At 44.3% G+C, this 13,544-nt stretch carries 12 protein-coding genes, 1 tRNA gene and 1 pseudogene; 2 read left to right on the top strand and 12 right to left on the bottom strand.

What is annotated here, in order from left to right; translation table 11 throughout:
- Positions 1 to 90 precede the first annotated feature (90 nt).
- The 10 genes from PJF56_RS07065 to PJF56_RS07020 all read right to left on the bottom strand — a co-directional run bounded on the left by PJF56_RS07065 (position 91) and on the right by PJF56_RS07020 (position 10,034).
- Positions 91 to 285 carry a hypothetical protein gene (locus PJF56_RS07065; protein ID WP_283761945.1) on the bottom strand — a complete coding sequence of 65 codons (195 nt, stop codon included), beginning with the start codon at positions 283 to 285 and terminating at the stop codon, positions 91 to 93.
- A 721-nt stretch (positions 286 to 1,006) separates the two neighbouring features.
- The gene (locus tag PJF56_RS07060) at positions 1,007 to 1,444 is read right to left on the bottom strand and encodes a DUF29 domain-containing protein (protein WP_283761944.1); all 438 of its coding nucleotides are present in this window, start codon (positions 1,442 to 1,444) and stop codon (positions 1,007 to 1,009) included.
- Between the two features lie 11 nt (positions 1,445 to 1,455).
- A complete protein-coding gene (locus PJF56_RS07055) occupies positions 1,456 to 1,896 on the bottom strand; it encodes a hypothetical protein (RefSeq protein WP_283761943.1) in 441 nt (146 codons plus the stop codon).
- A gap of 24 nt (positions 1,897 to 1,920) precedes the next feature.
- Positions 1,921 to 2,769 carry an RAMP superfamily CRISPR-associated protein gene (locus PJF56_RS07050; RefSeq protein WP_283761942.1) on the bottom strand — a complete coding sequence of 283 codons (849 nt, stop codon included), beginning with the start codon at positions 2,767 to 2,769 and terminating at the stop codon, positions 1,921 to 1,923.
- Positions 2,770 to 2,776: 7 nt separating this feature from the next.
- Positions 2,777 to 3,793, bottom strand: a complete 1,017-nt coding sequence (locus PJF56_RS07045; RefSeq protein ID WP_283761941.1) for a hypothetical protein — start codon at positions 3,791 to 3,793, stop codon at positions 2,777 to 2,779.
- A gap of 44 nt (positions 3,794 to 3,837) precedes the next feature.
- Positions 3,838 to 4,173: a XisI protein gene (locus tag PJF56_RS07040; RefSeq protein WP_283761940.1), complete on the bottom strand. Its 336-nt coding sequence runs from the start codon at positions 4,171 to 4,173 to the stop codon at positions 3,838 to 3,840.
- Between the two features lie 532 nt (positions 4,174 to 4,705).
- Positions 4,706 to 4,873, bottom strand: a complete 168-nt coding sequence (locus PJF56_RS07035) for a hypothetical protein (protein ID WP_283761939.1) — start codon at positions 4,871 to 4,873, stop codon at positions 4,706 to 4,708.
- Between the two features lie 43 nt (positions 4,874 to 4,916).
- Entirely contained in the window at positions 4,917 to 7,115 is a 2,199-nt protein-coding gene (locus PJF56_RS07030) for a type III-B CRISPR-associated protein Cas10/Cmr2 (protein WP_283761938.1), read from the bottom strand.
- The gene (locus PJF56_RS07025; RefSeq protein ID WP_283761937.1) at positions 7,112 to 8,527 is read right to left on the bottom strand and encodes a hypothetical protein; all 1,416 of its coding nucleotides are present in this window, start codon (positions 8,525 to 8,527) and stop codon (positions 7,112 to 7,114) included. The genes PJF56_RS07030 and PJF56_RS07025 overlap by 4 nt, the downstream gene beginning before the upstream one ends.
- A gap of 4 nt (positions 8,528 to 8,531) precedes the next feature.
- Positions 8,532 to 10,034, bottom strand: coding sequence for a hypothetical protein (locus tag PJF56_RS07020; protein WP_283761936.1), 1,503 nt, complete (start codon positions 10,032 to 10,034; stop codon positions 8,532 to 8,534).
- Between the two features lie 146 nt (positions 10,035 to 10,180).
- On the opposite strand from PJF56_RS07020, the gene PJF56_RS07015 reads away from it, so the two are divergent.
- Complete coding sequence (locus tag PJF56_RS07015) at positions 10,181 to 11,608, top strand: carotenoid oxygenase family protein (protein ID WP_283761935.1); 1,428 nt, start codon at positions 10,181 to 10,183, stop codon at positions 11,606 to 11,608.
- 308 nt (positions 11,609 to 11,916) lie between these two features.
- On the opposite strand, the gene PJF56_RS07010 is transcribed toward PJF56_RS07015, so the two are convergent.
- Positions 11,917 to 11,988, bottom strand: a tRNA-Cys gene (locus PJF56_RS07010).
- Positions 11,989 to 12,034: 46 nt separating this feature from the next.
- Positions 12,035 to 12,997, bottom strand: a complete 963-nt coding sequence (cofG, locus tag PJF56_RS07005; RefSeq protein ID WP_283761934.1) for a 7,8-didemethyl-8-hydroxy-5-deazariboflavin synthase subunit CofG — start codon at positions 12,995 to 12,997, stop codon at positions 12,035 to 12,037.
- Positions 12,998 to 13,193: 196 nt separating this feature from the next.
- Here cofG and PJF56_RS07000 point away from each other — a divergent pair.
- A pseudogene (locus tag PJF56_RS07000) lies at positions 13,194 to 13,544 on the top strand (photosystem II q(b) protein); the annotation flags it as partial.

The raw sequence follows: 13,544 nt of genomic DNA, 5'->3' as shown, positions 1-13,544 counted from the left end.
CGCGGTAATGGGTAATGGGTAATGGGTAATGGGAAAACCATTTTTTACGCTAGAGTGCCCATTCTTCAGGCTTTTCATGGGACAACACTCTCAAGGAACATTTCGATTACTGTACCTCATAACATCGAAAAACGCTGTATGGCCTTCCCAAGCCTTCAACACTTCGTTGTTATTCTGGCTACTGTTTGTGTACTCAACAACATCTGTCGTTTCTGGAACCCATCCTTTCTCTTCATTCGCCTTAACTGTATACCATTGGGGCAGTTTTGTCGGTAATGCTGTCATAGGATTCACCTCGCTTGTGGCTAAATGTAATCTAGATGACTGCACATTAACCTATTTTCTGTAGGCAATCCGTAATGAGGGATTCAGCAATAAGTGATTGATTATGCAGGGGATCAATGAACAATTAACAATGAACAATTAACAATGAACAATGAACAATTAACAATTAACAATTAACAATGAACAATTAACAATTAACAATTAACAATGAACAATTGTAGAGTGTAGGGTGGGCAGGAATAGAAAGGAAAATCTGTATACCCATCAATAGACCCTGCCCACCTTAACTGGGGGGTGATATCAAGTTCGCTTATTCATGTCCGCGAAGCGGAAATACCCTAATTAAAAATCCAGGGAGCAAGATGCTCCCACTCCAGTCAGATCAAAGAATTCGAGGAGTGCGGGCATCTTGCCCGCTTCTTAACAAATTTTCATGTCCGCTTGCGGAAACCGGACTTGATATGAGGTGGGCAAGGTCTAATGATACTATTAAACAATTGCTGACCTAGACTTGCCAACCCTACGACTGGGGCGGGTTTATTTCAGTTGTGGGTGGGTGACCTAAATTTGGGTTAACCCGCCCCTACAAGAGGTTATTCCCTATTCCCTATTCCCCTCATGTATTACCTTCAAATTCGATTTTATCCCCTGTCTGTGCCTTGTCGAGAGAATGTTCTTATCCTGGGCGAGAAACCAGAGTTTGCGATCGATGATGTTACCTTTATTGTTTAAGGTTGAAGTGGAGTAACTCATCTAGAGCGTAGGGGCATTGTTGGGGAAAATCGACTTGGTTTTGAGTCTTGATGTTGACAAATCCTAGTGCGTCTTGATAGATGGAGTCGAGTTCTGATTCTAGATAGTTTTTTAAGTTTGTGGTCAGTTTGCGCTTGAGTTGAACTCGGAAGGTATACAGTTCTCCTTGCCAATGGACAGAGTTGTATTCTGCTTCTGTTGTCCAATAGTCTAGGAGCAGTAAATGACGGATGATTTGTTCTAGGAGACTGGCAACGGCATTTTTCTTTTCTCTACCCAAGTCTTCTAATTCCTCGACTAAGTTTTCTAGGTCTAGATGATCGAATTGTTTTTTTTTCAGGAGTTTTATGGTTTCTTCTAACCATTGAACATCATCAGTTTCGTAGATATTTTTTAAGTTTTTCATGATTTTTTTGATTAGAGGGGACGTTGTTCATCTAATGCTTCTTTTAAGCGCACCGACCAAAATTGAATGGTTTCGGCAATTTCTAGTAACAAGTCGGTGAGGAGGACTTGCTGGTTGAAACTTAGGTTATAAAATCGCTGATGAAAAACGTCAGTGATGAGATTTTCTTGAATGTTCAAGTCATTGCCGACTAGATCGCATAAAATTTCTCGCGCAACTTTCCAAGCAAAATAATTTTCACCCCCTTCACCGTCCTGATTCTCGGCATTTCTTCCTCCCCTGGCAACTTGAGAGCGAGAGAGTGCCCAAAATCTGACCATGCCCCAACTGGAGACGTATTCGGCAATTTGACTGGCTTTTCCATACCATTGCTGGTGTTGCTCTGGGGTTTGCGATCGCACCGCCAGCCTTTGATGTACTTTTTGGTCGAGTTCGTAAAATTCAACAGCCATAGGTCAAAATAAATGAGTAATAGATTAAGATTCAGCTAGAGAAAGGATTTCAATCCGTCCGTAGCCAACACTCCAGAGTCCTCCCAGATAATGCTCATCATGGAGAAATCTGGGCCAGTGTTCAGTATTGAGAGTCCCGACATCGCGGGTTGTCCAGGTGAAGAGAAATACTGCGCCTGGGGGAAGACCTTCGACAGCAAATAAATTTTTAACTAATGTGCCATCTTGATTAGGTTCATCTAAAAGACTAACGCGAGGCTGGCGAACTAATCCCATATCGACAATTAAGTTAATGGCATCATCAGGAACAATAATCCAACGGTTGTTAATCACTTCCTGGGGTGCAGGTAAGGCTTGCGTATCGTGTGCTAGATCGGTTAATTGCAACCATCGCAGATAAAGCTTGTTCTGCTCGACTAAGGTTTGGTCAGTGACATAAATGTTATTAGGACTAAAGTTTAAGGAATCTTGACTTCTAAAGTGTTGTACGCGGTTGAGCCAAGTGGGACAACTGACCCACCAGTGACCATAGCCGAGGACGTGAACGGGCCACCAGACGGGCCAAGCCCAACTAATGGCGATCGCCCCTGGAGAAGTCTGAGAACCTTGATTGGATTCTCCTTCAATCGTTTCACCTTCTTCTAAAGGGCGATATTGACTGCCAAACCATGAGTTAACCTGAGAAGTAATATTTTCCTGGTCGTGGTGTTCCGCCGCTTCTCGCAGAGCGCCCCGCAGGGAACTGCCGGGAATGACGGGAGTGCGATCGGGTAGGCGGTAGATGGGGTTATTGTTTCCCCGACTGCTACTGTCTGCTCCACCGATGTGAACCGGCTCACGACAAATTAGCCATTCAAGATTGAGATTTTTCATAGTTTTCTTAAAATAACCACAGATGTCCGTATCCCAAAGCATTCAGATAAAAGTGCTGATTGGGAAAAGGTTGTGACTCCTGGATGGGAGGGTCTCCATCCCAAAGATAAACGGCCCCCGCAGGAGTGAGCCATTGTCCTGGGGTTAGCACTTTAACTTTATTACTGGCGTTTTGGCGATCGCGAATTTTTTTCCAAGACTGCCAAGGTTGCCCTTGTTCTGCGGCGTAACCTTTCAGGGAAATGGGGGGATAAGGAAAGGACTCATGACGATAAGGTTGGGGGCGATCGCTCGAATGCCATAGCGCTCCAGTGAGTAAGACCGCACCCCTGGAGTTGGAACACTCCCGATCCAACCAGTTTGAGTCCATCCTGGATAGTTCAGAAATAACTACAGGTGTTGCTCCTGCTCCCAAGTAACTCCCATGGGGAGGCTTATAATCTCCACCATCTTCTTGGAGAATTCGGACTAAAATTGACCATCCTGGATCGATCAATGTGGTTTGTTCAGCAAAGAAACCGCCTTCATCGACGACTTGGTAATTTTGCCGGGTATTGTGGCTCAGGGTCAGGGTTTCCCAAGGGAAATGTTTTAGAGAAGCGCTATCGGCTATTAAGTGCCGATTTGTCCAAAGTCCTTGTAAACTATTTCCTCCAATTAAACACTGGCCACCAATGATTTCAATGGATTGTCGATCTTGAACTGTCCAATGCTCTTGAAATTCCATGCAATAGATAGGTATCCGCTCATTGCCTATGTTGTCATCCCAGTTTTCTTCGGTCGTATAAACCGGTAGAGGTAAAACCACATAAGGATCTTGACCGTTATACCAAAAGGGGCCTTGGAGTTGAGCGCCTCCTTTGCCTTGTGCATTTGGGTTGGGCAATTCCAAGCAAGCAGCTAATTGATGGCCATTGGGAGGCCAACGGCAACCGACCATACCGCTATTTTGACCCACTGGGGTTAAATTCCCTAGGGCGATGGGGCCGGTAGGAGTGATGGTATACCATTGGGATTGAGTCATATCCATTAAAAATTAAAAATGGGGATGCGATCGCTCAGAACACCTTAACCGACGGCAAAGCCGGTATGGAGTCGCACTTCTGGGGGATGGAAGCCTAAAACAATCTTGTCCTTGGGAATGCCTGCCCGTAGCAAATCATCGGCTATCCCATCTTCTAACCCGTCGCGATGAATCCAAACTTTATTGGCGATCGCCTCTACATGAACCAGACAACCATGAACTTGCACATCGTCATGCCATCCCTGAGTAATCAGCAAAAAATGATTGCTATCCTTGCTAACAATTAAACGACATTGCAAATCCCCGTAAGCATAGGGGATCTTTGTATATTCTAAGAGTGTTTGTTCTACTCTCTGCCGGATATCATTTAAGGAATCCATTGTAAAACCTCCTCTTGTTTCGGGTAATACAGCGCTTTGCGCTGCGCCAGTAATACAGCGCTTTGCGCTGTTAAGTAATAAGTAATAAGTAATAAGTAATAAGTAATAAGTAATAAGTAAGAGTTTAACCCGTTTTTCCCTTTTCATGTCCGCTTGCCCATTCATGTCCGCTTGCGGAAACGATATCTCCACATGGGCGTACCTCATTAAGCAAGCAAAATGCTGTAAGTTTTAGAAACCGGGTTTCTCCTAAAGATGCTGCCTACTATCGAGGTCGAACCAGAAACCCGGTTTCTTTGCACGGGTGGCGATCGCCTCTAGTCTATTACACCTTGTTGATTACTTAAACTTATCATTGATTATTCTCTGATAAGCATCTGAGGGGGAAAGGCGATATCTGAAACACTGATTCTACACTAGACCCCCTCAGATAGCCTTCTAGGTAAGGGTTTGAGGGCTGTCGATCTAAGGTTTTTGGGGGTGAGATGAGGAAAAAAATTGGCTTTTTCTTGACCCCCTCAGATCTGGGGTGCTACAATCCGGTCATAGCTTGGCTTCCAGAAGCCGAGGGTTTGACTCTTGAAAAAGAGAAGAAGTGCTGAAACGGCTTGCGATCGCCAAAAACTGTAGGGGTCAACGGCCGTTGACCCCTACACTTCACAACCCAAGCCATATTCATTGTTTCGGCTATCGCCGACATGAAAATTGTTAATTGTTAATTGTTAATTGTTAATTGTTAATTGTTAATTGTTAATTGATATAACCTTCTCCCTGTCTCTCTCTTGACGAGCCAGAAAAGCCCTTAGACTCACCCAATTAATCCACCATTGCCAATCTTCCAACTCTCTTCTAAAATTTCGATTGCCTTCATACACCTGGTTAAAGTTCAAAGGAATCCCCAAACTTTTCCAGAGCGTATTAAGTGGGTGTCGAAGAGCATATATACTTTTTTGTCGCAAGCGAATGCGTTCGAGATCGAGCAGTAACTTCTCCCAACGATTGAGTTCTGTTGCTTCCCTTGTGGTTTGAGGAGAGAAATTCATTAATCGTTCCCACAACGGCCAAGGGCAAACCCAATCTAAAGATTGACCACTGTTGAACAACACCCGTATACAAACCCGATTTCTGCCCTGTTTCTTAGCAATTTTATAAGCTTCGTTTAAGTTACGATCCCATAGGGACTGGGGAACTCTCCGTTGAGCAACCACAACTCCTAGACTAAAGTGCATTCGTTCTCCAGGTACAGGATAAAGTTGATTCTCATCTCCATATTTAAGCCATCCATCTTCGGTATCAGTATTGTCAACTAAACCTTCAATTGAACCCGTTCCATTCCATAGATGGTATAGATCTGTAGTTAAAGGAATGAATTCAGTTAACGGCCCTAACAAAAGAAAGTCATCTCCTCCAGCAAAGATAACTTTGCCTTGATGGGAATCTTCTGTTAGAGGATAAAGCAGTTCATTCCAATACCGGAATAAAACACACAGATCGAGCATGTGGGGGAGTTCTGTTTTTCGGGGAGGATTTTCTGGGATAGTTTTGAGGACAGGATGCCAGTTTAACCAAGGCAGTCTCTCGGTTTGATATTGTTCTCCAGAGAGCCATTTACCAATATTATCCCCATCCCCCCGCCATCCTACTGTCCACTGAATCGCACTTTGCCAGCGCAGAGGGGGTTGCTCATCCCAGAGCGCTTGTTTTTCTTTATCCTCGATCGCCCGTCGCTCTAAAATTTGCGGATGATGAAAGTTTACCTCTGGGCGATCGGCGGATTTAATTCCCCATTTGGTTTTCTTCATCGCTTCGGGAAAGAGTACAGACTCTTCTAGTGCTTCGAGAGCTTCATTCCATTGAGGTTCTAGCTGAGGATATTGAGTCACCCAAGTGGCAGCGATCGCAGTGCGATCGGGAAACGTCCCCCAAGGACAAGGGGGTGGGTTTTTCCCCCATAGCTTTTGTAGAGTGGGTGCAATAATCTCTGGAATAGAAGCCAAGCGTTTAACCAACTCAATGCTGTTGAGGCGATCGCTCTTCGAGAACAGTCGCGCAAATTCCCCTTGCTCTTGGTTAGCTAGATTTTCCCAAAACTCTCGCAGTTGATTATCCGGAAGTCCAGACGTTCCCTCTAAGTAAACCAACCGCAGTCCCGGATGCCAAATCGAAAGTTGTCCATCAGAAGGACTTGTTCTTCCTCCCCACCAACTTTTTGTCCATCGGCGGCCAATTTTTTGGGCATCTATAATTTTATGTAAGTTCTCAATATCTTTGCTGGCACTATCTTGGTTTAACCGACAAGAGTCCTGATACACCGACCACAGATACTGATGGTCATTTTGAATCACCCGCCACCCTTGGCCATTAATCAACCTGCCATAAACTCGATGCTGAATCACAACCTGTTCCAGGGTTTCAACTAAACATCGCCAATGAGCATCAACACTTCTGGATAGGTTCGTGAGCCAATCATCTTGAGCAGGATACAACCCAGTAATCACATTCGGCAGTTCCGGTTGCCAAAACTTTTCTGAATTCAATGGCTTATTCTCTAACCACTGAACCAACGCTTGCTCCTTGTGCAACGGCAATAACACCCGTCCCCCTTGCCGTTGCCATTCATAAATAATGACTGCCGACAAGTAATGACACAGCCAAGAACCAACTGCCCAATCTCTTAACCGTTGCCCACCCCCAAGAAAAGATTGAACTGGGCCAAACGTTAAAACCCCAATCTGATTTAAGTTTAAGTCTGAAGGTAAATGGCGGATTTGTACACAAGACTCGCAACTTGCGCCCCCTCCCCAAGGAAACTGACTCTTCAGAAACTGAGTATTAGCCAACGTTCCCGATACTGGATGAATGCAAAGTTCAGGCCTCTCAAGAGATAGCGAGTCATCTGGATAAAGATTTTGTTGTTCTCTAAGCCAAATCTCTGGATTCATTGGAGCCACCCCTTCACTTCATTTACCCTATCAGTATATTTTTTCTTACATGCCTCAATTTCTGCCTCAATACCCACCCATTGAACCAGTTGATTGAGCCATTGTACCGCCGTATCTGCCAGTTGAGGATTAGCATCTAACTCTTGGTCAATGTCATCTCCTTGTAAAGTATGATAAAGCTTGTTTCGTATGGTGTTGAAGCTGAACTCAATGTTACCACTCCAATGCTTGGATTTTAAGTAAAAATTAGAGAAATCTTGCCACTCAGGAAACTGAACAGCGATCGCTGTAAACGTCTTAACTCTCGTATGAATGGTTGTCTCTAATTTACCATGAGTCAGTAACTCTGAAAGAATTCTTCTAATTCCAGCTACTGCAACTTGACCATATTGTTTATCTCGATCAAAAATGAGCTTTGTTCCTTTCCACTCATAGGTTCCATTCCCCTGCTTCTCTACCAACAACAAGATCGCTAGTTCAAACGCCCCTGCCATTCTCAAATACCAGTGCATCCACTGATCGCGCTTGCGAAAAGCCTCTTCACTCCACAAAGCAATGCCAATGCGCTCGATAATTTTCTGGCGATCGCCCTTAATACCAGAATTAATTAGATTAAAGGATAAAGCTTTATCTAAGTAATCTAATTTATGTTTCAACTCTTCATAGCGATCGTGACTCTCATCAAGCAGTTGCAGCGCACCACTAAAATCCTGAATTTCCAGTAACTCTCGAATTTGAGAATCTTTTAATCGCCATTTCCAGTGCTGACCTTGGTGAACATCGGGACAAGTCTTATCTTCACTAGAGATATAGAGAAAATCAATGTGGTCAAGTCCTGCTACTTTCTTCTCAATTCCCCAAAGATACAACGCTCCCACCAGTGCTGGTGTACCGCTACTGTGTTGAATCGTTAATCGCTCCACTGTCATCACCTCACTTCCCTCTTCCTTGGAATCGAATTCAATAGATTTGTTTCCAAAATCGAAGTCAAAGTATTGATTCAAGAAAGGACGAATCTTGTCTGCTATGTTTTCCCAATCTGCAACATTATCAGCAATAAACTCCAGGAGATAACCCTCAATTCCTTCCCGCTTAAAAAAATCCTTGAGAATATCTTTCCACCAAATTCCATCAGACTTGAGAATCTCAGCAGCAGTTTGATCGGGTTGATGGGTAAGGATAACAACAAATTTCACATCAGGATTATTAAACCTGGTTCGAGTTAACGCCAGCATAGGCATTTTAAAAATGCGAGGTCGATCTGCAATGTCTTCTTGTAAATCTTGAATACTTTCTTGAATCTGCGGGCAGTTTTGCTGATCGCCGATCGCCTCAAGACTACTTTGCTGACAACCATTTATATAAACGTTAATATCACTGTTTCCCAGAACTTGTAAAATCATATGAGTCATGGTTTTAGCTTCTCCAAATAGCACCTAATCCATCACAACCATAACAATCTTCACTCTCTTGAGAGTCAATCAACGCTTGTTTAAATCTTTGCCAACCCTGAGTTCCCTGAAGGGTTTTCACAGAATACCCAGTAATTAAAGCAACTGAAGCACTCAGAGCAACTGCACCAACGAAATCATAGATACCTCCTGAGTCAAAGAGTATGCCAGCAGTTGAAGCAACGATCGCCCCAGAACCCAGTCCCGCACTCATATAATATACTGTATCTTGGAGTTGGCGATCGCGCTGCATCAGGCAATATTCATGCATTTCCTGAACTTCACCATTGACCTCTGTATACAACGCATCCAGTTGAAACATTTCCCTCCATTTACAGTAACAGCGATGATGATTATCTTGTTGCATCACTTGCAGGAAATATCCCCGTGCTGTAAACAGCAAGAGTTGATCTCGAATTTTTTGGAAAACTCTCATATTATTCCTAATATCTTCTTGTCGGTTAGAAGTCTTCCAGTTTTCTGCTACTTCCTCTGATAAGTGAATTAAAGCAAATCGTTGATGCAGGGCTAGAATAAACAATAGAAAATATTGGTTTTGCAAATGATCGATGAGAGTTTCTGTGAAAAACTGAGTTTTCAGTGACCTATAACCATAAAAACCACCTCCTTCTAGAGAAAATAAAAAGCCATGATTTTGAGCATAGGGTAAAAAATCAGACTTTTCTTCACCAAACTCTAGGGCATACAATCCAGGGTTTATCGGTTGCTCAGAATTAAAAAAATTACTTAATCGATAGATTGTCTTGACATTCAGATCGGCTTGCTCTCCTTCAAAAAGCACCCCGAAAAAGACAAGCATCTTGCCAGGGACAAAGATTTCTTGATAGGGTTTGAGGTTACAATTTTTATTCCAGTTTAGTATGTGACTTTCAATAATTTCAGATACTTTCAGCTCTATATATTCAGTATTATTATCCCTAGTTCTTCTACTTCCTTGTATCCTAAATCCTCGTTGACCCTTAGTAAATCTCAAATAATGAATTATATTCAAGTAGTCGCTCATCTTTTGGTTACAGGGTTTGATCTTAAAAATCAAAAAACCAATGCCAATAGGAAATAAAATAACTTCAAAAGGTTCTGAACGATGGAATTCAATAGGAATATCAGTTTTGGCTATAATCCTGTATTTGTATTGGGTAGAGAGTTGAACATAAGACTTAAAACGATCTGTAGGAATAAAAAAGTGAGCTTTCGTTTCTACACTCTGTTTATTGGAGTCTATATTCAAATAATTTGACACTGGAGAAAGACAGCAATCACGAATCCAAGAATGTTTTTTAGACTTCCAAGCAGGTTCCGTAGGCTTTTCAGGTTCACGATTGGGTATATGAGGTGTTTGAAAATATTCAAGAATTTTCGGATACTCCTCGGAGTCAAATTGAAAGGGATAGACAAAGTTAACAAACGATCCCTCTAAGACCTCTAGTTTTGCTAAATCTTCTTCCATAGGACAGAGGAGAATTCAATAGTCAGGATACCCAGGCATTATATCAATTAAAAATTGAACATTAAACATGGGTATGGATTGGGTACAATGGTCTAAGTGGGTCTCATTAAGTTACAATCATTGTCTCGATCGCTATTCAATACTCTATGTCATCCCCAACTCAATCCTATCCGGCTTGGAGTCAAGCAGTTGCTCAACCGGCCACCGAATTTCCTCCAACTGAGCTTGAGATCCTGGAAGGGGCGATCCCCCCAGGGTTAAGGGGTACGCTGTATCGCAATGGGCCTGCACGGTTAGAGCGGGGTGGGGTGCAGGTGGGCCATTGGTTTGATGGGGATGGGGCGATTCTGGCGGTTAAGTTTACGGATGAGGGCGCAAGAGGGGTTTATCGGTATGTGCAAACGGAAGGCTATTGTGCAGAGGGTGAGGCGGATCGATTTCTGTATCCTAATTATGGCATGACTGCTCCTGGGCCTTTGTGGAAACGGTGGGGAAAGTTGCCGAAACATTCGGCGAATACTTCGGTTTTAGCCCTACCGGATAAGTTGTTGGCTCTGTGGGAAGGCGATCGCCCCTATCGGTTAGACTTAGAAACGTTAGACACTGAGGGTAAGGATGATCTCTCCCAGTTAAAGTCGGGGATGGCCTATTCTGCACACCCGAAAGTGGAGGCTCAGACGGGGGAGATCTTTAACTTTGGTATAATGCTCGGAGCCAAGCCAAAGTTATGTTTATATAAAAGCGATCGCACCGGTAAAATCATTCAAATGGGCGAACATCCTCTCAAGAGTGTGTCCATTGTCCATGATTTTGTTCTCGCGGGCCCCTATTTGGTCTTTTTCATTCCCCCCATTGAGTTGAATTTATTGCCAATTTTGCTCGGTACAAGCAGTTTTGCCGATGCTTTGCAATGGAAGCCGCAAAAAGGCACGCAAATTCTCATTTTCGATCGCCAAACCCTCTCCCTGGTGTCGCAACAAGAAGCCCCTCCCTGGTTCCAGTGGCACTTTAGCAATGGGTTTATGGATGAACAGGAGAACCTGGTGATTGATTTTGCCCGCTATCAGGACTTCCAAACCAATGAATTTCTGCGGGAAGTGCCCAGTGGCCAAACCCATACCGAAGCTTTGAGTCAATTGTGGCGATCGCATCTTAACCCCAAAACCGGCCAACTGCTCGACCATTATCCCCTGATCGAGCAACATAGCGAATTCCCCATCGTCTCCCCCCTAGAAGTCGGAAAACCCGCCCGCTATACCTATCTGTCCATGCACCGTCCAGGAACCCCGTTAGGTAAAGACTTACTTAATGTCATTGCTCGGTGGGACAACGAAACCCAAACCCTAGATAGGGCCGATCCCGGTATGGGATCGTACCCCACAGAACCCCTGTATGTGCCCGATCCAGAAACCGGGGATAACGGTTGGGTGCTGACAGTGATGTATCATTGCTGTAGCCATAGCAGCGAAGTCTGGATTTATGATGCCCATCATCTCAGTGATTCCCCTATTTGTCGGTTAGGATTACCGAGTGTTATCCCCATCGGATTTCATGGGACTTTTCGCTCTGTTTAACCTGCAAAAGAGTCCAAGAAACCGTGTTTTTAGACATCTTGAGGGGCAAAAATTTTTCATCCCTACAAAATTATATCAAATCCGCTTGAATACCATAATTAAAAATGTAGGGAGCAAGATGCTCCCACTCCAGTAATACCAAATAATTGAGGGAGTGCGGGCATCTTGCCCGCTAGTTTAATTCCAGTAATACCAAATAATTGAGGGAGGAGTGCGGGCATCTTGCCCGCTAGTTTAACTCATTTTCATGTCCGCTTGCGGAAACCGGATTTGATATTAATTTTTAATGCAAGCATTTTTAATTCTAAAGGCGACACCCGGATTCGAACCGGGGAATAGAGGTTTTGCAGACCTCGGCCTTACCGCTTGGCTATGTCGCCATGTTTGACCACTCTTTCTAGGGTAACACAATTGAAGGAAATTTGACTAGACCCTAACGGCATTTTTTTCTCGCCACTGCCCCACGGCGGTTTTTAACCTTGGGGATAACCAGGAATCAAATTGCGAATACAGGGGTAAGCGCGGTTGTAGATCCCATCCGTAAGGGTGCAAGAACTGTTGTAGGTGTTCGGGAGAGGGATGGGGATAATCCGGATTGACTTCATCTTTGGGGCCGAGTCCACCAAGGTCTCTTGCGCCTGCTTCTAAACAGGATAAGAGAAGGTCTGGGTAATAGACAAGATTGGGAGGAATTTGCACGGTGATATCTGGGGGAAGAATACGACGCGCTAGGGTGACGAGGGAGGGCAGTTGAGTTAGGTCAAATCCGGGTAAGGTGCTGGTTTGTTGGTTTCCAGGACTGTAGGGTTGCAGGATCGCTTCTTGTATATGAGAGTAGGTCTGATGGATTTGGGCGATCGCCTCTAAACTCTGTATTCTGTCTGCTTCCGTTTCCCCAATGCCCACCAAAATTCCCGTCGTAAACGGAATTCTCAGCTCTCCAGCCCATCTTAACTGTTCCAATCTTAATCCGGGTTCCTTACTCGGTGCGTGAGCATGGACAGTTTCCAACAGTTGCCCAGAAACCTGCTCCACCATTAAGCCCATGGAAACATTAACGTCTTTTAAGCAAGCCATCTCCTCAAACCTCAATGGCCCGACATTAGTATGGGGCAAAAACCCCTGGGAAAGAGCTAACTGAGCCAAATCATAAATTCGCTCTAACCAATCCCTACGCCGAGGACTAGCTGGATGGACTTCCCCGCTAAGAATTAAAATCTCACTAATCCCCCATCCAGATAAAGAGGCCAAAATACCTTGAGCCTCCGATCTCTCTAACCCTGAGTCTTGACCCGGAGCCACTCGGAAGTTGCAGTAGGCACACTCATTAAAGCACTCATAGGTCGGAACCAGAGTGTACGCCGGACTATAGGTTACAGTTCTTAACATTTCTTTGACTCCCACGCATACCCCCAGTTTAGGCAAATCGGGGACGCTAGTCCAAGGTAGGGAAGTGCTTCAGCGAGTCTCAGAAAAAATTTTTTTCTGAAAACCCTTTACAAAACTCAAAGAATAGGTTAAGTTAGAAATGTGGACGGAAAAAACCGCCACAGAACCTAGAAAAATACATAGCCATCATATAAACATGACCACAACTCTTCAACAAAGCTCCAATTCGAGCGCTTGGGAGCGGTTCTGTCAGTGGGTTACCTCAACCGAAAACCGCCTCTATGTAGGTTGGTTCGGCGTACTGATGATCCCCACCCTCTTAACCGCAACCATCTGCTACATCATCGCTTTCGTAGCAGCTCCTCCCGTAGACATCGACGGCATCCGCGAACCTGTAGCGGGTTCATTGCTGTACGGAAACAACATCATCTCTGGTGCAGTTGTTCCTTCTTCAAATGCGATCGGTCTACACTTCTACCCCATCTGGGAAGCAGCTTCCTTAGATGAGTGGTTGTACAACGGAGGCCCCTATCAGCTCGTAGTATTC

This window comes from Roseofilum halophilum BLCC-M91 (assembly GCF_030068445.1).
Lineage (GTDB): Bacteria > Cyanobacteriota > Cyanobacteriia > Cyanobacteriales > Desertifilaceae > Roseofilum > Roseofilum halophilum.
The sequence above is the reverse complement of the archived record's forward strand: the minus strand, read 5'-3'. Positions and strand labels throughout refer to the sequence as shown.

Excerpts from the sequence above, each read along its gene's own strand:
- PJF56_RS07065 (WP_283761945.1), bottom strand. The coding sequence starts at position 285 with ATGACAGCATTACCGACAAAACTGCCCCAATGGTATACAGTTAAGGCG.
- PJF56_RS07060 (WP_283761944.1), bottom strand. The coding sequence starts at position 1,444 with ATGAAAAACTTAAAAAATATCTACGAAACTGATGATGTTCAATGGTTA.
- PJF56_RS07055 (WP_283761943.1), bottom strand. The coding sequence starts at position 1,896 with ATGGCTGTTGAATTTTACGAACTCGACCAAAAAGTACATCAAAGGCTG.
- PJF56_RS07050 (WP_283761942.1), bottom strand. The coding sequence starts at position 2,769 with ATGAAAAATCTCAATCTTGAATGGCTAATTTGTCGTGAGCCGGTTCAC.
- PJF56_RS07045 (WP_283761941.1), bottom strand. The coding sequence starts at position 3,793 with ATGACTCAATCCCAATGGTATACCATCACTCCTACCGGCCCCATCGCC.
- PJF56_RS07040 (WP_283761940.1), bottom strand. The coding sequence starts at position 4,173 with ATGGATTCCTTAAATGATATCCGGCAGAGAGTAGAACAAACACTCTTA.
- PJF56_RS07035 (WP_283761939.1), bottom strand. The coding sequence starts at position 4,873 with ATGTCGGCGATAGCCGAAACAATGAATATGGCTTGGGTTGTGAAGTGT.
- PJF56_RS07030 (WP_283761938.1), bottom strand. The coding sequence starts at position 7,115 with ATGAATCCAGAGATTTGGCTTAGAGAACAACAAAATCTTTATCCAGAT.
- PJF56_RS07025 (WP_283761937.1), bottom strand. The coding sequence starts at position 8,527 with ATGACTCATATGATTTTACAAGTTCTGGGAAACAGTGATATTAACGTT.
- PJF56_RS07020 (WP_283761936.1), bottom strand. The coding sequence starts at position 10,034 with ATGGAAGAAGATTTAGCAAAACTAGAGGTCTTAGAGGGATCGTTTGTT.
- PJF56_RS07015 (WP_283761935.1), top strand. The coding sequence starts at position 10,181 with ATGTCATCCCCAACTCAATCCTATCCGGCTTGGAGTCAAGCAGTTGCT.
- cofG (WP_283761934.1), bottom strand. The coding sequence starts at position 12,997 with ATGTTAAGAACTGTAACCTATAGTCCGGCGTACACTCTGGTTCCGACC.